Below are 21,313 nucleotides of genomic sequence, written 5' to 3'. Positions count from 1 at the left end.
TGCCCAATTGATATAAGACTCCGCCCAATATGAACCCAGTTGGATAAATTTGAGCGGAGCCGGGAACAAACAATTAGGTATGTACCATAAGTTTAGTTGTTTCTAAATGTTTCAATTGTTTTCCTAACTCTTCTCTTATAGACTGATAAGTGGGGTCATAAGCCAAGTTATTCAATTCATCAGGGTCATTTACCAAGTCGTATAACTCATATTGCATAGCATAAGACCCCATTGCATCAAAGTAATAGTCATATTTCCACTTTTCGGTGCGTATGCAACGTATACGGTTAGCTGCATTTACAAACGATGGCATATTATTCAACCCTGCCTTGGTATCGTCAAAAGCAAACAAAATGCTATCCTGTACGGGAGTGCCATCTGTTATTACAGGTAATAAACTAACTCCGCGTAATCCGCTTGGAGGATTAGCTACATTAGCAATATCGGCAATAGTAGGTAATACATCAACCAGTGAGGCCAGTGCCAATGAACTTTGTAACTTATCACCAGCAAATAGTACAGGGTTGGATATAACCAACGGCACACGTATTGCTTCTTCATAAGCTACAAACATTTTCTGGCGTAAACCACCATGTGCTAAACCCATTTCTCCATGGTCGGCTGTTTGTATTACAATTGTTTTGTCAGCTAGCTTAATACCATTAGCATCGGATGCATATAGCTCTTTGGTTAATTGGCTGATTTCATTATCGGCCTTTGATAACAAGTATGCATAAAAGTTAATATAGTTTAACTTATCCTCATCGTTAGGTAAAGGACCTAAGCCTCCATTCAGTTTAAGCAGTGTTTGAAACTGTGCAATGGGTTTTTTATTTTCCAGCAATGGCTCATCCACCGTATTAGGCAAACCGACTTCACGTATTAACCAGTTGGATGAGTTATAGCCATAGGTTCCGGCACTTTGCGGATACGCCAATAAATCGTGCGGGTTAACTAATGACACTATTAAACAAAAAGGTTTGGCATCGCCTGCAGCTCTTCTGGCCTTTACTTGTTGTAAATATTTTATCCCCTGGTCAATAAATTTGGCATCATGGTTAGCAAAACCACCACCAAAATTAAGAGGGTCTGTATCTTCACCCGCATCGGGCGCAACCCAGCCCATTCCACCATACAAAGCAATATCGGCCGACATCAATGTATTATAGGTAGTAGTACCTTTACTCAGGTGCCATTTACCTCTGTATTGTACATCGTAACCTTCGCCTTGCAACATATTCATAATATTAGGCAATGCATTGTCTAGTTGTATTTCGCCCGGAGAGTAAATGCCTAATTCGGTCAGGGTTTGCGAAACACCATGCTGGGCAGGATAAGTTCCTGTGAGTAAAGTGGCTCTGCTGGGTGAGCACATGCATGTATTGCAAAACGCTCTGTCAAAACTAAAACCATTCTTTTTAAAGAAAGTCAGGTTAGGCATATATTGTTCTTCCCAGCCGGGTGGGAAGTGTTGGGTAGCGCGCTGTTGATCGGTTATAATAATTAAAAAATCGGGTTGTTTTCCAAGTTCTTCAAGGTTCTTTTTAAAGTTCATAGTTGTTTTATTTTAGGGTATAAAATCAAAACTAACAAAATCCGCTTGGTAACAAATATTGTTCATGTTACATGTTTAATATGTAGGCATTATCTGTCAAAAAGTATCAATTCCCCTACTTCTCTCATACTGCAACAAAACTTCAACTATTTTTCAATTTGAATATATAGCCCTATTATTGCACACCTTTTTAGGATAAAAACCTAACGTATTATGAAGAAAACTATTCAATTAACTGCTTTACCTGAGCAGCTAAAAACGGACGCTGATATTAAGCTTGAAATCAATAAAAATTTTGGTATTGATTTTAATGAAATAAATGGTTTTACGTATGTTAAAAAATCGATTGATGCACGTAAAAAACCTGTACGCATTAATTTAACTTTAGATGTTTTCATCAACGAAAATCCGGTTAAAGAAACTATCTCATTTGATTTTAAGAATGTAAGTAATGCAAAAGAAATAGCCATTATTGGCGCAGGCCCTGCGGGTTTATTTGCCGCTTTACAATTAATAGAATTGGGTTTAAAACCCATCATTTTTGAACGTGGTAAAAACGTACGTGAACGCAGACGTGATTTAGCTAACATAACTAAAAACAATACCGTAAATCCGGAAAGCAATTATTGTTTTGGTGAAGGTGGTGCCGGCACTTATAGCGATGGTAAATTATATACGCGTTCTTCTAAACGTGGTGATGTGAACCGTATTTTAAAGCTATTGGTTTACCACGGTGCAGAAGAAAACATATTGTACGAAAGTCACCCACATATTGGTACAAACAAGCTACCACATATTATTGAAAAAATAAGGGAAACGATTATAAACTGCGGAGGCGAAATACATTTCAACTCCAAATTGACGGATATAACATTGGATGGTGATAAAATAAAATCACTCACCATCAACCAACAAACAACTATCAACTGTCAACAAGTAATATTAGCTACCGGCCATTCTGCACGCGATATATTTGAACTATTGCACCACAGAAATATAGCCATTGAAGCCAAGCCTTTTGCTTTGGGTGTACGCATTGAACATCCGCAGGCATTAATTGACAGCATACAATATAAATGTGGTTCACAACGCAGTGAATATTTGCCTGCGGCAAGTTATAGCTTAGTGGAACAGGTAAATGACAGAGGCGTGTTTAGTTTTTGTATGTGTCCGGGTGGTATTATAGCACCTGCCATGACGGCTCCGGGAGAGATTGTAGTAAACGGATGGAGTCCATCTAAACGCAACAATCCTTTTGCCAATTCAGGCATGGTGGTTTCTATTGGTCAGGACGATTTTAAAGCTTTTGAAAAACAAGGACCTTTAGCGGGTATGTATTTTCAAAGCATGGTGGAGAAAAACTGCTTTGAGCAAGGCAATAAAACATTACAAGCCCCTGCACAACGTATGCTCGATTTTGTAAACAATAAAACCAGTACCATTTTGCCTGACAGCAGTTATTTACCCGGAACGGTTAGTCGTAATTTAAGTGAAATATTACCTTCGTATGTAGCTAAAAGTTTGCAAGGTGCTATGAAGGCTTTTGGCAAAAAAATGCACGGCTATTTAACCAACGAAGCTATTTTACTGGCTACGGAAAGCAGGACATCATCACCAGTACGTATTCCACGTAACAAGGAAACGTTTGAACATATTCAAGTAAAAGGATTGTATCCGTGTGCTGAAGGTGCCGGTTATGCCGGAGGTATAGTAAGTGCTGCTATGGATGGAGAAAATTGCGCCAAGGCTATTGCAGTTTCTTTACTTCTATAATAAAAACATTCCTTCTGTTCGAGCGAATCAACCCCTTAATTATGGCTATTACTTAGCCATCTCATCAATTGAATAAATCATAGCCAATACAAAAGGAACAAGAATAAGGAATGAAATAAACAAAGGCTTCCAAATGGTTTTCTTTTCGTACGCCCCTTCATTGGGAAAATGTTTCTTAAAAAACACTTCGCCTAATACAATACCTCCGGCAAAATTACATATAAAGGAAAGTGCTGTTTGTGGCTTGGCAGGTATGTTTACTATAAAAATTGTTAATACGGTATACAGTATGGCATAAAATAATACTTTGTTGGCTTCACTACGTTTACCAGCATCTTTTAAGTTTTGCATTAACAGCACGGCACCAAATATGGCAGAGAAGAAAACGGAGAAAAACACAATGACTTGCTTCGAATATATTTTAGGTAATATTATTTGTTGTTTGTTCCAATAGGCTTCACTTGCGTTTTGCTCTGTAGTGTTGTTTTCCATAATAATGTATAAAGTAGCGCAAATATAATAATTCTGTTCCTTGTGAATTATTTATTATACTTGGCTAGTTATTACAAACTTTACAGCAATGAATAAAAAACTTAACTTATTGGATAGTATTATGCTCATTATGGGCAGCATGATTGGCTCAGGTATATTCATTGTATCTGCCAGTATGATGCGTGAGTTGGGTTCGCCCAGCATGCTTATTGCGGCATGGTTAGTTACTGCTTTGCTTACTATTATGGCTGCTTTAAGTTATGGTGAGTTGGCTGCTTTAATGCCTAAAGCGGGCGGGCAATATGTATATTTAAAAGAGGCTTACTCACCCCTATTTGGCTTTTTATATGGCTGGACATTGTTTACCATTATTCAAACAGGAACCATTGCTGCGGTAGCGGTGGGTTTTGCTAAATTCAGTGGTGTTATATTTCCGATATTTAGCGAGAAGAAAATACTTTTTTCGCAAGTTATTACGAGTACCTATACTTTTACCATTAGCTCAACGCAGGTATTGGGTATAGCGCTTATTGTATTGTTAACCTTATTTAATTTTGGCAAAGTAAAACAAGCGGCTTTGTTACAAAATATTTTTACTATTAGTAAAATCGGCTCATTGCTCTTTATCATTTTTGCAGGCTTGTACTTTATTTTCACCAATCAGCCAAGCGAGGCTATTGAGTACGCTCCATCAGCGAGTTTAGACATACCCACATTTAGTATTGTTATTTTTTCGGCTGCATTGGTTGGTTCTATTTTTAGTGCCGATGCATGGAACAATATAACTTTTACAGCAGGTGAAATGGAAAACCCTAAACGCAATTTACCTTTATCATTAATTATTGGAACAGGTAGTGTTTTACTATTGTATATTATTATTAATTTTATTTACATCAATGCCTTAAGTATTCCTGAAATTCAAAATGCTCAACAGGATAGAGTAGGTACTTTATTGCTTCAAAAAATATTTGGCAACAATGGTTCTATTATTATGGCTGTATTAATTATGGTATCCACTTTTGGTTGTGTAAATGGCATTATTTTAAGTGGCTCACGGGTATATAAAGTAATGGCTGATGAGGGTTTATTTTTTAAACAGGCATCGCAATTGAATAAAAACAACTCACCTCAAAAAGCATTGATTTTTCAAGCTATTTGGGCTGCATTGCTGGTACTTTCCGGCTCTTATAATGACTTGTTAGATTACGTGGTTTTTGCTGTTTTGTTGTTTTATATATTAACTGTAGCAGCGGTATTTATACTGCGTAAAAAACAACCGGAGGCAGAAAGACCTTATAAAGTATTTGCTTACCCTTACTTACCTATTTTATACATTGTAATGGCACTTGTTATTTGTGTTAGTTTATTGATGTATAAAACAGCATTTGCTTTTACCGGCTTGTGTTTTGTATTGGCAGGTATTCCTATTTATTACGCTATCAGGAAGAAATGAGCAATGCTTATTTCTTTTTCCAACTTAGCAAAGCTGATACACCAAAAGGAAAACTTACTTTTCGTTTAAGCAATGTATTCTCACTTAAAAACAGATAGTATAAAACAGTATTTAAAAAGCCCAATGTAAACATAGAATGATCGCTTCCTGAACCATCGCGTTTAAACAATTTAGGAAATTGATTGCTCAATGAACGTACCAACCAGATAGGAATAAACAACCACGAATTAAAGTAGGTTAGGTATTGTATTTGTCCGCTTTTGTTAAACAGTTTACTTAACTCATCGGTTTTGTATCTTCTAAAATGGTGGTTCACTACATCGTGCTGACTCCACAAGCTCATAAACGCAGGTACGGTTACAAAAACAAAGCCTTCAGGCTTACAAACCCTTGCCATTTCATTAACGGCTAACTGGTCGTCTTCTACATGTTCTATTACATCAAAAGCGCAAACTAAATCGTATGTATTTTCAGCAAAACGCAGTTCCAATATGCTGCCTTGTTCTATATCAATCTGTAGTTTTTCTTTTACAAAATTAAAGCATACTTCATCGTACTCTATTGATTTTACTTTACCAAAAGATTCTAACATAACAGAAGTAGCTCCAGTGGCTACACCTACATTTAAAATATTTAAATCGGTTCTACCCGGATATAGTTTTTGAATATGTGATTTTAAAATTTCCAAACGTGCGGTAAACCACCAGTTACTGCGTTCTAATTCATAATATTCTTTGTAGTATTGGGTATCCATTAGTTATTAAAATTTATGGGGGTTATATAATTTTTGTTTTTAAAAATAAGCAAATCGTTTTGGTCATATACTTTATTGTAATGCAACGTATCGTTTTCTACTTTTTTTATCACTGCTTTAAACTCTGCCACAGTAAGGGGAAAGGTAGTACTCCCTTCTTTAATAATTAAAATTAAATCGGCATTTTGAATACCCGGAAAGGTGTAAATAGTATCTCTTAAGCTAATATGCGGTACCAATGCGGCACTTGCACTCACTTTTGCATCAGCAGGAATTTTGCTCATCATAGCATGCATGTCTGACACATCAAAGCTTTGTTTATAATGTCGTGCATCAAAAAAGTTAGCCTGTACTTTATCGTAATAAACTGAATAACGATGATCTAATGAAGCTATGGTAGAACCAAATGTCAAAAGCACAAAAGCCAATGCATATCTCTCTTTGTGTTTTAACGGTTCGTTTTCTATAAGCCATGTATACAATGCAAATGTAATAATGGGTACAAACTCTATGCTATAATGGTAATTTAAACCCCATTTCATCGGGTCAGTATTAAACAATTTTTGTGCATATATGGAAATAAGCATAATTAGATATTGAGGCTTTAAAAACAAAGCAAAGCCTCCTGCTAACAATACATAAAAATGTAATTCGGTTTTAATAGCAAATGTTTTCGGATTGGGGTTATTGCTTTCAAATAACAAGGTAATAGCAAACTGAAATCTGGTTAGAATGGTTTTAATAGCTTCTGCCGGATTTTTACCTAATACATCAAACGAGAAATGAATATAGTTATTACCCGTTGGTGATAAAGCCGGAATGACAAAACTAATCATAGAGAAAAAGTAAACAAGGCTTATACCTGCAAAGGCAAGTGCTTTTTTTATTTGTTGTTTATCTTTTCTGTTTTGTAGTACTAAACCTAAATTGATAAATAATAACCATAAACCCATTATTTCTTTACAAATAATAATAAGTACAAAAAAGAGTATGGTCATTTTTACATTTCGCTTATCAAAAAAATAAAAATACCATGGCACAAGCATAGCACCAATTACACTGCTATGGTAATCGAATGAAAGGGCTGAATAAATACCCCAGATACTGTAAAAATGAAACAAGGCATAATTAGGCAATGTAGAACCTGCTGCTGCTTTTGATTTAAAATATTTGTATGTGCCAAAGCCTCCTAATATAACGGCTGCAATTTGTGCTACCAACAAAGTGGCATTACCAAAAATAAAGCTTAAGGGCGATAGCAAAACAACCATTAAATCAAAGTGATCGCTTAACTGGTTACGAGGACTAAAAAGAGGCACTAACAACAATGAATAATTGGGGCGCAAGTTTCTATAGTCGTACATAGCGTGGTTATGCAAACCTAAATCTAAAGAGTATGTTCTAAAGTTATAATGGTTAACCAATGATATGGAACAAAATATAATGGCAAAAAATACCATTATCATATAAGCTATTTTATGTTCGTTACTTTTAATTTTCATCGACTAATTTATAATTAGAAACTATGGTAATGGATATAACAATAGAGCTCCAAAACAAATAATTGTAAGGAACTAAAGCAAATGCAAACACAATAGTTAATAGTGCTTTTAAAGCTAATAAATGTAGAAATTGCGGTTTAACCGTTTTGTGTTTTTTTAATACTATATACGCTAAACAAACAATGCTTATAATAATAGCCGCAAACATAATGTGTTTATGTAAATCAACCCTGGCCGGTAAGGGGGCATTGCTTAATAAATATACCCATGAGGCAAAACCCAATCCTTGAAAAAGTTGAAATGGATTATCTGTTTTAGGTTGCCAGTCTTGTCCATCCCATTCGCCCAATGTAGCTATATCATACGACTTGGCTCCTTCGGTAAAGATGCTCCAATCTCTGCTTAAAAACGGAATAATATAACATATACTAACAGCTACCAATACAAAAACAACTTGTAGTATGGCTTGTTTCCTATTACTTAACCATTCTATTAACAACGCTACCGGCAAATAAAATATAACCACGTACCTCGATAACAAAGTAGCAGTTAATGAAAAACCTCTCCCACCCAATGAATTGTTATTGATAAAAATACTTAGCAAAAAATAATAACTGGCTATTAGCAATTCTACGGTATGTGCTAATTCGCTTGTTTGTTTAAAACAGATAAAAATTAATATAACAAATGGTAACAGAAGTTTACCCGTTATATTAATAGCTGAATGTGCCTGTTTTAGTAATTGTTTGGCATAAATAAAAACACTCAATAAATAGGCAACAAAGGGTATCCAACGGAAATCTATTTGCAATACTTTAGCCAATACAAAAGGAAACCAGTGAAAGGGTAAATAATTGGGAGTCCAATTGCCATAACCCAAACCGGGTGCTTTTGCATAAACCCATTCATTGTTTAAAAACCGTTTTACATATACTTCATTTATGTAGGGAATAATATCTGATTTTTTAATGTCGATTGGATTATTGATAAAGATAAAATGTGCCCATAAACAAAAGCTTACACTCACTACAACCAATGCTAAGTATACAATATGTTTATTAGACTTTTGAGGAGCCCTATTCCCCACACCATTCAATGGTTCTTTCACTAAAGGATAATAGGCTATAGCCAGACCACAAACAGTAAATATAATAGGTGCCACAATAAAATCGAGCTGTTTTTTAAATATAAAAAACACCAATAACTCTACTAAAAATAAAGCATATATTACTAAACCAGTCTTATTAATTTTACTACTTATTGGCATACGGTACTGTTTATTCCTCTTGCTTATCTCCTACCGTTCCTATTAATCCATCATCGTCAATATAAATGCTATCGTTAACAATGGTATCACTTTTAATAATATAGCTTTTAGCTATGCCACTAATATTTACTTTAAAATTTAACCCAACGGTATCATCAGGTATAATTAAGTTACGCACCAACATTTTATTGGTAATAAACTGAAAAGTTCTTTCCATGTAAGGTTTTAAAGTTCCATCCTTTGCAAACTTATACATAAACCCTTTCGGACTTGGAATAATGCTGGCCAAATACAAAGCTTCGTTCAGTGTTAGTTCTGCGGGGCTTTTTTGGAAATAGAAACGCGAAGCTTCACCTATACCATATACATTAGGACCCCATTCTATTAAATTCAGGTAAACTTCAAACATGCGTTCCTTTGGAACCACATAATTGTTTTCTAAAATGTATACGAGCAAAATTTCTTCCAGCTTACGCGCCATCGTTTTTTCGCGTGTTAAAAAAACATTTTTAACTAATTGCATGCTAATGGTACTGGCTCCACGTGCAAATTTTCCGGCTCTTATATTCTTGGCAATGGATTGGCGAAAGGCTTCATTCACAAAACCTCTATGGTACATAAACGATGGGTCTTCTGTAGTTAAAATAGCTTTTTTAATGAATGGCGATATTTGTTCGTATGTTACATAGTTTACATTTTCCGGGCCTACCATAAACGAACGTTGTGGTCTGCCTCTTTCGTAAGGTGTATGCATAAAGCTGCCATTTAGTTTTTCCAAGTTAGCTTGTCCGTACTGTGTTATGTGTAAATTATCTTTATCAATTTCACTTTCAAAAACCATTTCGTTCGGCTTATGAATGTCTAGTTTAAAATCAAGTTTGTAAGTAAAACTTCCACTTGCTTCCATTCCTTGTATATGGCTAAACAAGGCACTTGGTAATGAATTAATGAAATCTTGTGCAAGTGTTTTTTCTGTTCGCACGTTCATGGAAACAATGTACTTATCAAAAAACTTATAGAATATGTTTTCTTTATTGCGAGGCACTTTTTTATTCAGGTCTTCATCATCTGCCCTTTCTTCTAATTTAAAATACGGATGAAATTTTGTTTGGTTAAAAGTGACTGTAGTGCTGCTATCCAACGACAGGAAATTGGTACCAAATAAATAATGATAAGTAATATCTGCGTGATTGATAATTACATCTGTTTTAGCAATACGTTCATGGTTAATTAGTAAATTATCAATAGCCGCAGCGCCATCTATTTTTAACTCTTCGTTGCTAAACTCAAAACCATCTAATTGAAAACGTACTTTATTAAATGCGGCCATTAAGCCAAAACGTTCATTCAGGTATGGAATAATAACCATTTCTGAATCTACCCTTTCAATGTTTAAATCTGCCCTGCGTTCTTTTGTTTTTGCAGTTCCGCTAATACGCCATTTCTGGGCTTGAAAATTATCGGTAACTATAATTTTACTATCAAATACCTGGTTGTTGAGTGAAAGCTCATTGATAGCTAAATCAAGGTGTTTATCATTATCAACTATCTTTAAACTGAGTTGGTCTACTAAAACATTATTAGGCACTTGTGCCAATAACCGTGATATTAATTTATAAACTACTTTGGCATAGTTTATTTTACTGCCTGCCTTATCTGTGTCCTCTTTTAAAGTATCTTTTTTACTTAAAAAGTTATCAAAATTTTTATCATCGCCTTTTTTTACCAGTTGAATATAACCGCTCTTTAAGCTTAAATCTTTAACACGTACTTCACCTATAAACAAATACCAAAACCTAACACTTGTTGCAAAATAATTAATGTTTAATAGGGTGTCTTTTCCCTCAGGAACCAGTGTTATATTGTCTAACTGTACGCCACTTAACCCTATAAATGAAGCATTGCCAATTTTAAGTTCGGCTTGGTATTTGGTTTTAAATTTATTGCTAATTTTAGCAATGGCTTTATCTAAAAAATAGCCCCTGAATAAAAAAAATGAAGCAACAGCAATCACTAAAAAAGCACCTATAAACTTTAGCGCAATAATGAGTATTGATTTTATTTTATTGTTTTTTAATACCACAGGCTCTCTTTAAATATAATTGTTAAAAATAACAATGGTTGAGAAAGCACCAAACTAACCCAACCATTGCGAATAAATAATTAGTAATTAACCAATTAATTATACATGCATAATCTCAGCCTCTTTAACAGCTAAAAGATCATCAATTTTTTTAATATAAGCATCTGTGGTTTTTTGTACACCTGCTTCAGCCGTTTTAGCTTCATCTTCAGCTAAACCATCTTTTTGTAGTTTCTTAATGGTTTCGTTTATTTCTTTTCTAATATTTCTAACAGCTATTTTAGCGTTTTCCGATTCGCCTTTTGCTTTCTTAGCAATTTCGCGTCTGCGCTCTTCTGTTAATGGTGGTAAAATAATACGAATTAAAGTACCATCATTAGTAGGGTTAAAACCTAAATTGGCAATAACAATTCCTTTTTCAATGGCTTGTATCATTGATTTTTCCCAAGGTTGAATAGTAATTGTTTTTGCATCAGGCGTGCTAATATTAGCGACCTGGTTAATAGGCACTAATTGACCGTATGAATCAACCTTTACCGCATCTACCATACTCGGGTGTGATTTTCCAGCTCTTATTTTAGTAAATTCACTGTTGGCATGCTCTATGGCAAAATCCATTTCTTCTTTCAATCTATCTAATACTGGTTTTAAACGTGGGTCACTCATGGTATAATTTTTATTTGAATATTAATTTAATTTAACTTAAGGTCGGCAAGATACTAATTTAAAAATTTACTTTTTTAGCAATTATATAATCCGGTCTGCCTTTTACTTCGTCAAAAATATTGGCAATATACTGAGCTACTAAACCTATGGTAAGCAGCTGAATACCTCCAAAGAAAATAACTATTGTTAAAGTACTGGCCCAACCGGCTACAGCCTCCCCGCTTACAAAATAGCCGTATAGTATGTATATTAAAAGTACCAAGGCTAACAGGGTGCTCATTAAGCCTAACTGAATGGAAATTTTAAGTGGCTTTTTCGAAAAATACATAATACCATTCAAAGCAAAACGTATCATTTTTTTCAATGGGTATTTTGTTTCGCCTTCTTCGCGTTCATGGCGTTCGTAGTAAAAAGGTATTTGTACAAAACCTATCCAACTTATTAAACCACGTACAAATTTATTGCTTTCTGTTAACTGTTTAAATTCGTTTATAATATGGCTATCTATCAAGCGAAAATCACCCGTGTCAAGCGGAATAGGTACTTCGCTTAACCTATCCATTAAGCGGTAAAAATATTTAGCGGTTATTTTTTTAAACCAGGTTTCACCCGGCCTTGATTTTCGAACACAGTAAATGGCATTGCACGCTGAAGAATTGTATAAGTCAATCATTTCACCAAATAACTCCGGTGGATCCTGTAAATCAGCATCTATAATGATAGCTATATCTGTATTGCAATTATTAATACCGGCTGTTACCGCTGCCTGATGTCCGAAATTTCTGGAAAAATGTATTACAAATACCTGATTATCATTAGCTGCTATTTTATTTAACTGATTAGCTGTTTGATCTTTACTTCCATCATTTATAAAAATTATCTGTGTATCAACCATTGCCAATTGGTTAACAACGTTTTTTACTCTTTGATAGGTTTTTTCTATCATAAGCTCCTCATTATAACAAGGAATAATTACAGATAATGATTGCTTACTCATGCGGGGCGAAAATATAGAATGCGTACGAAAATCCTAAACTCAATTTTCAACTATTCACAGGCTCTCTTCATTAGACAACAAATAGTCTTCTTTTTAGGCAGGTTTTAAAATCTATTTCTTTTGTTCTATGCGTTTCCAGGTATCGGTTCGCCCAAACATACTTATACCAATATAACCTCTTATATTCATGGTGTTTTTATCTACCAGTGTAATATTACATTTATACTCATTTCCTGTTTCCGGATCGTAAATGGTTCCTCCCTCCCAACGGTTTTCACTTTCCCATTTAAAACCACCTACTAGTCTTAAACCTAGTATAGGTGTATTGCGCTTGTTCACATCTTTATTGTTCTTATCTACTTTGGGTTTTCCATCTACGCTCAATGGTTCTTTTAACCAAATAATTCTACCAAAATAGTAATCGCCTACTTTATCAATTTTTACTCTCGCTTTGCCATTACCTGTTTCCCAAACACCAACTATATCATCGTTATTTTGTTGTGCAAATGCAGTAAACAAACTAGAAATTATAGTTACTGTAATCAATAATAATTTTTTCATGTATTATAAATTTTAGTTTCTGCAATTAGCATAATTTTACCCATTAAAAAAACTTATTTAATCGCAAACCTCATCAATCACTGCGATTTCAAGTTATTATTCAGCACCCTAAAAATAAAAAGACCTGCAATATGCAGGTCTTTTTATTTTTATACATTTTCTATTGATGCACGGTAAAATCAGGTATTCAATAAAATCTATTTTTCAGTGGGTTTTACTTCTTCAATAGTCATATTTACAGGGTGCTCTACTTTTTCATCAAGCAAAGCATAATCAATAACTTCAAGCATATTTTTTACATAGTGAAAAGTTAAATCATTTAAATAATGTTTACTTATTTCCTCTACATCTTTTCTATTGGCTTCGCATAAAATTATATGGTTAATTCCTGCTCGCTTAGCTGCCAATATTTTTTCTTTTACACCTCCAATTGGCAATACTTTTCCGCGTAAAGTAATCTCACCGGTCATAGCCAATTGAGGTTTTACTTTGCGTTGGGTAAATAAACTGGCTAATGAAGTAAGCATGGTAATACCTGCTGATGGACCGTCTTTAGGAACCGCTCCTGCAGGCACATGTATATGTATATCAAACTTGTCAAATACCTTCGGGTCTATACCCAAATAATCGCAATGTGCTTTCAGAAAAGTTAATGCAGTAATAGCTGATTCTTTCATTACATCGCCTAAATGGCCTGTTAATGTAAGTTTGCCTGCTCCCCTAGTTAAACTACTTTCAATAAAAAGTATTTCACCCCCTACACTTGTCCAGGCTAAACCTGTAACTACTCCTGCCACATCATTACCCTGATACATTTCTTTATCGCCACGCTCAACCCCTAAAATGGTTTGAATATCTGTTAAGTCAATTGTTTTTTTGTTTTTCTTAAACATTACTTTTTGCATAGCAATATGCCTTGCAATAGCAGCTATTTTTTTCTCTAAACCACGTACACCACTTTCTCTGGTGTAGCCATCTACAATTTTTTCCAACACTTCATTACTTAGTTCAAAGCTGTTTTTCTTCAAACCATGATTCAATTCCTGTTTTGGAATTAAATATTTTTTGGCTATTTCTACTTTCTCTTCTAAAGTATATCCGTTAATTTCTATAATCTCCATCCTGTCTAACAAAGCAGGCTGAACAGCATCTAAATTATTAGCGGTAGCTATAAACATTACTTTTGATAAGTCATAATCTATCTCTACAAAATTATCGTAGAAAGTTCCGTTTTGTTCTGGATCTAATACTTCTAATAATGCACTGGAAGGATCGCCTCTGAAACTGGTTTGTATTTTATCAATTTCATCTAATACAAAAACAGGATTATTGCTTTTTACTTTTTTCAGGTTTTGAATAATACGCCCCGGCATAGCTCCTATGTAAGTTCTACGGTGTCCGCGCACTTCGCTTTCATCATGCAAACCACCCAATGCTATACGTGCATATTTCCTGTCTAAAGCCTTGGCAATTGATTTGCCCAAACTTGTTTTACCGACTCCCGGAGGGCCGTACAAACAAAGTATAGGGCTTTTCATATCGCCTTTTAGTTTTAAAACTGCCAGGTATTCTAATATACGTTGTTTTACTTTTTCTAACCCAAAATGGTCTTCATTTAAAATGCTTTCTGCTCTTTTTAAATCAAAGTTATCGTTTGTTGTTTCATCCCATGGCAAATCCAACAAGGTATTTAAGTAATTAACCTGAATACTATAATCAGGAGCCATTGGATTAATTCTTTTCAAACGCTCCAGTTCTTTATTAAATGCTTCTGCTATTTCCGGTTGCCATTTTTTATCCTTAGCTCTTGCTTTTAAGGTTTCAATTTCCTGCTCCGGGCTTTCTGAGCCCAGCTCTTCATTAATAGCTTTAATTTGTTGGTGAAGGAAAAATTCGCGTTGCTGCTTATCCAAATCTCCACGTACTTTGTCTTGTATTTTATTTTTAAGTTGTAACAACTCTTTTTCAGCCATCATTAACTCAACCAGCACCTGAGCCATTTTACCCAAGGAATCATTCTCTAAAATACGTTGTTTCGACTCTACTTCTGCATTTAAATTAGTAGCTACCAATGCCATCAATAACAATGGATTGTCAATACGTTTAATGCCACTAGCCATTTCTGGCGAAAAAGCGCCATGCAATTGAATTAACTCAGTAGCTAATGTTTTAATGGTTGTTATTAAATCGCGCGTATTGCTATCCTCTGTATCAACCAATTGCTCATTTACCGTAAATGTACCTTTTAGATAAGGTTCTGTTTCAGTAATATCATGCAGGCTTATTTGCTTAATACCTTGTAAAAAAACCGTCTCTTGGTTATTGGGGAGTTTAATAACCTTTAATACTTTGGCTAAAGTCCCAATTTTGTACAAATCGCCAATTTCCGGTTCATCTGCTTTTATGTTTTTTTGGGTTACAACTAAAATATACGATTTGTTTTTCTTAGCATCTTTAATCAGTTTATTGGATTTTTCGCGTCCAATACTAACAGGTAATGCCATCATTGGAAACAGAACTGTATTACGAAGCGGCAAAATTGGCAGCACTTCGGGCAAATCTTCCACGTTTACCAATAAATCTTTATCATCAAGTGTTATCGGAATACCGGTGGAATCATCATCGTCATTATCTGCCCACTCTTCAAAATTAACGTCTTCAGGTATATTTATCATTTATATTACGGTGATTATTTTTTAAGGAATTAATATTTGGCAATTCAAGTGCCAAATACCTTTACCTTTTATTTAGTTGCTTTATTTTTCTAATTCTTATTTAAACATAAGTCTAATTAAATAATTAAAATAACTTGCCACTCGCTTATATTATTAAATTGAACAAAACATTCATCACATCTGATATAGAAATTGCCTACAATGAATCAGGCAAAGGGAAACAAACTATTTTATTTATTCATGGTTTAGGTAATCACAAAGGAATTTGGAATTATACAACAGAAAACCTTTCTAAAAAGTTTCGTTGCATAGCCATTGATTTGCCCGGTAACGGAAACTCAAGCCATGGAAACTATCCATACAGCATGTTTTTTTATGCCGAATGCATCAAAAAATTAATAGATGTTTTGCAATTGGAAACTATTCATTTAGTAGGGCACAGTATGGGTGGGCATATAGCCATGGTGTTTGCCTTGCGCTATCCGCATTTGGTTAGTAAACTTGTTTTAATAGCAGCAAGCGGGCTTGAGTACTTTTCTGAGTTGGATAAAATGATGGTTAACCAAAGTATTCAGATGGGGCAATTTATGTACAGCAATGAGTTTTATTTGGAAAATGCGATTAAACAAAGCTTTTATCGTTTTGATCATAAGCTTATTAATAAAGTAATTGACGAATCAAAAGCTTTTATTCCTTTACAAAAAACGGGCAATTGGCAGCAAATGATTACGGCTTCCATTAATGGCATGCTATCAGAGCAAGTACAACAGTTTTTGCCCCAAATAAATCAGGAAACACTTATTATTTTTGGAGAAAACGATGCAATGATTCCCAACCTGTTACTGCATCCTACCGAAACGGTGAGCAGCATTGCAAAAAAAGCGGAAGCTTTAATAGAAAACAGCGAGGTACTGCTTTTAAAAAATGCAGGCCATTTTGTACAAATTGAAAAAAGTGATGAGGTAAATGCTGCTATTCAGGCATTTATTGAAAAACGAATTTGATACTTATTCAAAATTATTTGATTAAGTATTTGGATTTAAATAAGATTAGCATATATTCGCAGCCCTTAAAAATTTAAAATTAATAAATCATGTACGCAATCGTAGAAATTGCTGGCCAACAATTTAAAGTTGAAAAAGACCAAAAAGTGTATGTACACCGTTTACAGCACGAAGAAGGCGCCAGTGTTCAATTCGACAAGGTTCTGCTATTAGATAATGGTAGCTCAGTAACCGTAGGTTTGCCAACCGTATCAGGCGCAAATGTTAAAGCGAAAGTTTTAACCCATTTAAAAGGTGACAAAGTAATTGTGTTTAAGAAAAAACGCAGAAAAGGTTACAGAAAATTGAATGGACATCGTCAATGTTTCACCCAAATTCAAATTGAAGCTATAAACGCTTAATTATTGTTTAACTAAAAAAATTTAAATACCATGGCTCACAAGAAAGGTGTAGGTAGTTCGAAAAACGGACGCGAATCGCACAGTAAGCGTTTAGGCGTTAAAATATTTGGTGGTCAAAGAGCTGACGCTGGCAATATCATTATTCGTCAACGCGGAACAAAACATCACCCAGGTGATAATGTAGGAATTGGAAAAGACCATACATTATTTGCTTTAATTGATGGAACCGTTGTTTTCCGTAAAAAAGCTAACGATCGTAGTTATGTTTCTATTAAACCTTTAGCTGAAAAAGCTGAAGCTTAATTATATAAAACATTAATCCAATAAAAAATCCCGATACTTTAAAAAGTGTCGGGATTTTTTAGTTTCTATCGTTTTAGCTTCTTACATAGTAAGCAATAATTGACCAATTTCAATTTTCAAATTATCAATGCTTACTTTTATTTCATTAATTAAATTGGGAACGCTTTCTAAATTGGTTTTATTCTTACCAATTGCTTCCAATGCGCGTACTTTTTCAAACAAATCACTTGCACCTAGCATTTGTATAGGGGCTTTCATTTTATGCGCCAATTGGCCTATTCCTTCATAATTTTGATTCGCCAATAATGGGTCAAAATCGTTTACTTCAATAGCCGTAGTATTTAAAAACAAATCAAGCATTTCGCGAATAAAGGCGTTATCGCCACCTGATATTTCATTTAAATAGGTAAGGTCTATATTACTCATGTTTTTTAATTAGATTTGTACAAATAAACGATTTAATTTAAATATAAAAAATATGTTTGGCATTTGTTTACTTCCACTTATCCCGTTAAGAGAACAGCCTACAAGCAAAAGTGAAATGGTGAGCCAAGTGTTATTTGGCGAAAAATATAAAGTACTTCACCAACAGGCTGATTGGATAAAAATTGAAACTTTTGACGACCATTATACCGGCTGGATAAGTGAAGGACAATATGATACTATAAGCGAACAAGAACTCCATAATCTTACCAATGTGAGTATAGTTAAAAGCTATCCTCAGTTAAGTGTACAAATAAATGGTACTAATATGCTGGTACCTGCCGGTAGCTGTATATATGGACACCAATCATTTACCATTGCCAATCAGCATTTTCAACTAGATTACAAAGAAACGTTTTTACCATTTATTGATATAGCTAAACAGTTTTTAAATACTACTTACCTCTGGGGCGGACGAACTGCCTGGGGAATTGACTGTAGCGGATTTACGCAAAGTGTATTTAAACAATATGGTTTTTTATTGAAACGCGATGCATACCAACAAGCAGAGCAAGGGCAAACTCTTGCTTTTTTAAGCGAAGCAAAATTAGGCGATTTAGCCTTTTTTGATAATGAAGAAGGGCGCATTACGCATGTAGGTATTTTGCTGGACAATGAAACCATTATACATGCCAGTGGCAAAGTACGTATTGATAAAATAGATAATTTTGGTATTATTAATAATGAAAGTAAAAAATACAGCCACAAGCTCAGGTTGATAAAACGAATAATGGAGGTTTTATAACAACTCTTCAAAACAATTTTTATACCATTGTGGTTACAAATTATATAAACAAAACAAATAAAACATGACATTACAAAAAGGCGATAAAGCACCTTCTTTCTCATTGTTTAGCTCTGACAAAAAAGAAGTAAAACTAGAAGATTTTAAGGATAAAAATTTAATTGTACATTTTTTTCCATTTGCATTTACCGGTGTATGTACGGCACAATTATGCGCAGTGCGCGATGGCATTAGCATGTATAAAAACGACAACGCTGATGTTGTTGCTATTTCTGTTGACTCATTATTTACATTAGGTAAATTTAAAGAGGAGCAAAACTTATCATTTGATTTGTTATCGGATTTTAATAAAACAGCTTCAACTGCTTACCATGCCCTTCACGAAACATTCCCTGCTTTTGGTATGCACGGTGTTTCTAAGCGTTCTGCATTTGTAATTGACAAAGAAGGTATTATTCAATATGCCGAGGTATTAGATGTTCCGAGCAACATGCCTAATTTTGAAGCTATCAATGCTACACTTGCCGGCTTAAACTAAAGTAGGCTTAACACATAACAAAAAACGCAAGCACTTTAAGTACTTGCGTTTTTTGTTTTAATATGTATAATTAGCCCGTACTAATAAACCATTTGTAATAGCTTGCACTTAGCCACCATATCTTCGTTATCAATGGCAGTAATTTCAACCTCTATTATTTCATTCACCAACATAGGATCGTAATTAGTTTTAACTTTTATATAGTTACTGGTAAACCCATACATTATATTGTTATCGTTTTCTGCCTCCCAAAGTACCGGATAGGTTTTACCAACATGTTCGTTATAAAACGCCAGACGTTTTTTGTCTGATAAAATATGTAGCATTTTACTTCTATCTGCACGTTCGCTATTGGGTACTTTACCCGGTAATTTATAAGCTGTAGTGTTTACACGCTCGCTATAGGTAAACACATGCAAGTACGAAATATTTAATTCATTTAAGTAATTATAGGTATCAATAAAATCTTCATGTTCTTCACCCGGATAACCCACTATAACATCTACACCAATACAGCAATGGGGCATTAACGTCTTAATTTTATGAACCCGCGAAGTATATAACGCTGTTAAATACCTTCTGCGCATTGATTGTAAAATTTTATCGCTTCCGCTTTGCAATGGAATATGAAAATGGGGAACAATTTTATTTGATTGGGCTACCAACTCTATAATTTCATCGGTTAGTAAGTTTGGTTCTATTGATGAAATCCGTATTCTTTCCAATCCTTCAATCTGCTCTAAAGCTTGTAACAGTAAATAAAAGTTTTCTTCAGTTCCATGTCCAAAATCGCCAGTATTTACGCCTGTTAAAACTATTTCTTTTATACCTTGGTTAACAATTTCAGCAGCTTGTTTTACTGTATTTTCTATGGTATCGCTTCTGCTTTTACCTCTAGCCAATGGAATAGTGCAAAACGAACAAAAATAATCACAACCGTCTTGTACTTTTAAAAATGAGCGTGTTCTGTCACCTATGGAGTAGCTTGCGTGGTAATCTAAAACTTCTTTTATTTTACCTTCTTTAACTACCGCAACTTCTTTTTTATTTAAATCTTCTAAGTAATTATTGATGTTGAATTTTTCAGCAGCCCCTAATACAATGTCTACCCCTGGTATTTTAGCTATTTCGTTTGGCTTTAGCTGCGCATAACAGCCTACTATGGCTACAAATGCATTCGGATTATGGCGTAAAGCTTCTTTTACTATTTTTTTGCATTTTTTATCTGCATTATCTGTTACGGAGCAGGTATTCACCACATATACATCAGCTCCTGCTTCAAAAGCAACCTTTTGCATACCTGCCTCACTTAACTGCCTGCCAATAGAACTGGTTTCGGAAAAGTTTAATTTACAACCTAATGTATAAAACGCAACTGTTTTTTGCATAGCATGCAAAAGTATGAAAGAAAAAGGAAAACTAAACTAAAAATTACGACCTAAACTCACACCAAACCAATTGATAAATTGTTCATCGCGGTAATGTGGGGCATAATTAATTCTAAGCAAAGTTCCATTGTTATCAATTACTTTAAACCCAGCAATAAAAGTGGGGAAGACCTGGCGCTCTAAAAAGTTTTTAGTAGCTAATGTATAACCAGCACCTAATTCTAATTTTTCTTTTCCTTTTCCTAATACAAGAGACGTGGTAAAAGGCATGGCCACAGAATTTTTTTCGAGGTAAACGCTGTTTAATAATTTGTATTCAATCGGGCAAAAACCAAAGCCAATCCTGCCTGTCCATGTTAAAGACTTTGTTCTGTTTTGATACAGGTATTTCTCATAATTAGCACTCCATAAAAGGGCTGCACCGCCTGCTTCAATATACCAATTATTACGTCCCTGTGGTTCTTTATAAGGTTGTACTTCGTCATCGTATTGGGCAAAAACAGTTCTGGCCAAACTTAAACAAAGTATTAAAATAATGAATTTATAGCGAAACATTGGTGCAAGTATAATTGATGCAAAGCAGGCTAGAAAATATAATTTACATTTCGCACCAAAGTATTTTTGGGTAAGACAAACTACATCAGATTTTAAGGCTTACATTATGTTTGCCCGC

General features: G+C 34.5%; 20 protein-coding genes. 7 read left to right on the top strand and 13 right to left on the bottom strand.

Going from position 1 to position 21,313, the window contains the following annotated elements; translation table 11 throughout:
* Positions 1 to 73: 73 nt before the first annotated feature.
* The gene (locus V4538_03800) at positions 74 to 1,555 is read right to left on the bottom strand and encodes a sulfatase-like hydrolase/transferase (protein ID MES2380139.1); all 1,482 of its coding nucleotides are present in this window, start codon (positions 1,553 to 1,555) and stop codon (positions 74 to 76) included.
* Between the two features lie 213 nt (positions 1,556 to 1,768).
* Here V4538_03800 and V4538_03795 point away from each other — a divergent pair, with 213 nt between their 5' ends.
* Positions 1,769 to 3,328, top strand: a complete 1,560-nt coding sequence (locus tag V4538_03795) for an FAD-binding protein (protein ID MES2380138.1) — start codon at positions 1,769 to 1,771, stop codon at positions 3,326 to 3,328.
* A 48-nt stretch (positions 3,329 to 3,376) separates the two neighbouring features.
* Here the strand turns inward: V4538_03795 and V4538_03790 are convergent, their stop codons facing one another.
* Positions 3,377 to 3,820, bottom strand: a complete 444-nt coding sequence (locus V4538_03790; protein ID MES2380137.1) for a hypothetical protein — start codon at positions 3,818 to 3,820, stop codon at positions 3,377 to 3,379.
* 88 nt (positions 3,821 to 3,908) lie between these two features.
* Here V4538_03790 and V4538_03785 point away from each other — a divergent pair, with 88 nt between their 5' ends.
* On the top strand, positions 3,909 to 5,273 hold the full coding sequence (locus V4538_03785) for an amino acid permease (GenBank protein MES2380136.1): 1,365 nt from the start codon (positions 3,909 to 3,911) through the stop codon (positions 5,271 to 5,273).
* A 7-nt stretch (positions 5,274 to 5,280) separates the two neighbouring features.
* Here the strand turns inward: V4538_03785 and V4538_03780 are convergent, their stop codons facing one another.
* From V4538_03780 to lon, 8 genes are all read right to left on the bottom strand, one after another.
* Complete coding sequence (locus V4538_03780) at positions 5,281 to 6,027, bottom strand: class I SAM-dependent methyltransferase (protein ID MES2380135.1); 747 nt, start codon at positions 6,025 to 6,027, stop codon at positions 5,281 to 5,283.
* Positions 6,027 to 7,529, bottom strand: coding sequence for a DUF2079 domain-containing protein (locus tag V4538_03775; protein ID MES2380134.1), 1,503 nt, complete (start codon positions 7,527 to 7,529; stop codon positions 6,027 to 6,029). The genes V4538_03780 and V4538_03775 overlap by 1 nt, the downstream gene beginning before the upstream one ends.
* Positions 7,519 to 8,796, bottom strand: coding sequence for a hypothetical protein (locus V4538_03770; GenBank protein ID MES2380133.1), 1,278 nt, complete (start codon positions 8,794 to 8,796; stop codon positions 7,519 to 7,521). The genes V4538_03775 and V4538_03770 overlap by 11 nt, the downstream gene beginning before the upstream one ends.
* Before the next feature lie 10 nt (positions 8,797 to 8,806).
* Positions 8,807 to 10,879, bottom strand: coding sequence for a biosynthetic peptidoglycan transglycosylase (locus tag V4538_03765; GenBank protein MES2380132.1), 2,073 nt, complete (start codon positions 10,877 to 10,879; stop codon positions 8,807 to 8,809).
* A gap of 99 nt (positions 10,880 to 10,978) precedes the next feature.
* Positions 10,979 to 11,545 carry a ribosome recycling factor gene (frr, locus tag V4538_03760; protein MES2380131.1) on the bottom strand — a complete coding sequence of 189 codons (567 nt, stop codon included), beginning with the start codon at positions 11,543 to 11,545 and terminating at the stop codon, positions 10,979 to 10,981.
* 58 nt (positions 11,546 to 11,603) lie between these two features.
* Positions 11,604 to 12,542: a glycosyltransferase family 2 protein gene (locus V4538_03755; GenBank protein MES2380130.1), complete on the bottom strand. Its 939-nt coding sequence runs from the start codon at positions 12,540 to 12,542 to the stop codon at positions 11,604 to 11,606.
* Positions 12,543 to 12,653: 111 nt separating this feature from the next.
* Positions 12,654 to 13,103 (bottom strand): DUF2147 domain-containing protein, encoded by a 450-nt coding sequence (locus tag V4538_03750; protein MES2380129.1) that lies wholly within the window; start codon positions 13,101 to 13,103, stop codon positions 12,654 to 12,656.
* Positions 13,104 to 13,300: 197 nt separating this feature from the next.
* Positions 13,301 to 15,778 (bottom strand): endopeptidase La, encoded by a 2,478-nt coding sequence (gene lon, locus V4538_03745; GenBank protein ID MES2380128.1) that lies wholly within the window; start codon positions 15,776 to 15,778, stop codon positions 13,301 to 13,303.
* Between the two features lie 158 nt (positions 15,779 to 15,936).
* Between lon and V4538_03740 the strand changes: the two genes are divergently transcribed.
* The 3 genes from V4538_03740 to rpmA all read left to right on the top strand — a co-directional run bounded on the left by V4538_03740 (position 15,937) and on the right by rpmA (position 17,486).
* A complete protein-coding gene (locus V4538_03740; protein MES2380127.1) occupies positions 15,937 to 16,782 on the top strand; it encodes an alpha/beta hydrolase in 846 nt (281 codons plus the stop codon).
* An 89-nt stretch (positions 16,783 to 16,871) separates the two neighbouring features.
* Complete coding sequence (gene rplU / locus V4538_03735) at positions 16,872 to 17,183, top strand: 50S ribosomal protein L21 (GenBank protein ID MES2380126.1); 312 nt, start codon at positions 16,872 to 16,874, stop codon at positions 17,181 to 17,183.
* Between the two features lie 30 nt (positions 17,184 to 17,213).
* On the top strand, positions 17,214 to 17,486 hold the full coding sequence (gene rpmA, locus V4538_03730; GenBank protein ID MES2380125.1) for a 50S ribosomal protein L27: 273 nt from the start codon (positions 17,214 to 17,216) through the stop codon (positions 17,484 to 17,486).
* Between the two features lie 81 nt (positions 17,487 to 17,567).
* Here rpmA and V4538_03725 read toward each other — a convergent pair whose 3' ends face one another.
* Positions 17,568 to 17,912 (bottom strand): Hpt domain-containing protein, encoded by a 345-nt coding sequence (locus V4538_03725; GenBank protein ID MES2380124.1) that lies wholly within the window; start codon positions 17,910 to 17,912, stop codon positions 17,568 to 17,570.
* A gap of 52 nt (positions 17,913 to 17,964) precedes the next feature.
* Here V4538_03725 and V4538_03720 point away from each other — a divergent pair, with 52 nt between their 5' ends.
* Entirely contained in the window at positions 17,965 to 18,714 is a 750-nt protein-coding gene (locus V4538_03720; protein ID MES2380123.1) for a C40 family peptidase, read from the top strand.
* 64 nt (positions 18,715 to 18,778) lie between these two features.
* Positions 18,779 to 19,252, top strand: a complete 474-nt coding sequence (locus tag V4538_03715; protein MES2380122.1) for a redoxin domain-containing protein — start codon at positions 18,779 to 18,781, stop codon at positions 19,250 to 19,252.
* A gap of 80 nt (positions 19,253 to 19,332) precedes the next feature.
* On the opposite strand, the gene mtaB is transcribed toward V4538_03715, so the two are convergent.
* On the bottom strand, positions 19,333 to 20,640 hold the full coding sequence (gene mtaB, locus V4538_03710; GenBank protein MES2380121.1) for a tRNA (N(6)-L-threonylcarbamoyladenosine(37)-C(2))-methylthiotransferase MtaB: 1,308 nt from the start codon (positions 20,638 to 20,640) through the stop codon (positions 19,333 to 19,335).
* A 36-nt stretch (positions 20,641 to 20,676) separates the two neighbouring features.
* The gene (locus V4538_03705; GenBank protein ID MES2380120.1) at positions 20,677 to 21,195 is read right to left on the bottom strand and encodes a hypothetical protein; all 519 of its coding nucleotides are present in this window, start codon (positions 21,193 to 21,195) and stop codon (positions 20,677 to 20,679) included.
* Between the last annotated feature and the right edge of the window lie 118 nt (positions 21,196 to 21,313).

The organism is Bacteroidota bacterium (assembly GCA_040388375.1).
Lineage (GTDB): Bacteria > Bacteroidota > Bacteroidia > UKL13-3 > UKL13-3 > JAAFJM01.
The sequence above is the reverse complement of the archived record's forward strand: the minus strand, read 5'-3'. Positions and strand labels throughout refer to the sequence as shown.

Excerpts from the sequence above, each read along its gene's own strand:
- V4538_03800 (MES2380139.1), bottom strand. The coding sequence starts at position 1,555 with ATGAACTTTAAAAAGAACCTTGAAGAACTTGGAAAACAACCCGATTTT.
- V4538_03795 (MES2380138.1), top strand. The coding sequence starts at position 1,769 with ATGAAGAAAACTATTCAATTAACTGCTTTACCTGAGCAGCTAAAAACG.
- V4538_03790 (MES2380137.1), bottom strand. The coding sequence starts at position 3,820 with ATGGAAAACAACACTACAGAGCAAAACGCAAGTGAAGCCTATTGGAAC.
- V4538_03785 (MES2380136.1), top strand. The coding sequence starts at position 3,909 with ATGAATAAAAAACTTAACTTATTGGATAGTATTATGCTCATTATGGGC.
- V4538_03780 (MES2380135.1), bottom strand. The coding sequence starts at position 6,027 with ATGGATACCCAATACTACAAAGAATATTATGAATTAGAACGCAGTAAC.
- V4538_03775 (MES2380134.1), bottom strand. The coding sequence starts at position 7,529 with ATGAAAATTAAAAGTAACGAACATAAAATAGCTTATATGATAATGGTA.
- V4538_03770 (MES2380133.1), bottom strand. The coding sequence starts at position 8,796 with ATGCCAATAAGTAGTAAAATTAATAAGACTGGTTTAGTAATATATGCT.
- frr (MES2380131.1), bottom strand. The coding sequence starts at position 11,545 with ATGAGTGACCCACGTTTAAAACCAGTATTAGATAGATTGAAAGAAGAA.
- V4538_03755 (MES2380130.1), bottom strand. The coding sequence starts at position 12,542 with ATGAGTAAGCAATCATTATCTGTAATTATTCCTTGTTATAATGAGGAG.
- V4538_03750 (MES2380129.1), bottom strand. The coding sequence starts at position 13,103 with ATGAAAAAATTATTATTGATTACAGTAACTATAATTTCTAGTTTGTTT.
- lon (MES2380128.1), bottom strand. The coding sequence starts at position 15,778 with ATGATAAATATACCTGAAGACGTTAATTTTGAAGAGTGGGCAGATAAT.
- rplU (MES2380126.1), top strand. The coding sequence starts at position 16,872 with ATGTACGCAATCGTAGAAATTGCTGGCCAACAATTTAAAGTTGAAAAA.
- rpmA (MES2380125.1), top strand. The coding sequence starts at position 17,214 with ATGGCTCACAAGAAAGGTGTAGGTAGTTCGAAAAACGGACGCGAATCG.
- V4538_03725 (MES2380124.1), bottom strand. The coding sequence starts at position 17,912 with ATGAGTAATATAGACCTTACCTATTTAAATGAAATATCAGGTGGCGAT.
- V4538_03720 (MES2380123.1), top strand. The coding sequence starts at position 17,965 with ATGTTTGGCATTTGTTTACTTCCACTTATCCCGTTAAGAGAACAGCCT.
- V4538_03715 (MES2380122.1), top strand. The coding sequence starts at position 18,779 with ATGACATTACAAAAAGGCGATAAAGCACCTTCTTTCTCATTGTTTAGC.
- mtaB (MES2380121.1), bottom strand. The coding sequence starts at position 20,640 with ATGCAAAAAACAGTTGCGTTTTATACATTAGGTTGTAAATTAAACTTT.
- V4538_03705 (MES2380120.1), bottom strand. The coding sequence starts at position 21,195 with ATGTTTCGCTATAAATTCATTATTTTAATACTTTGTTTAAGTTTGGCC.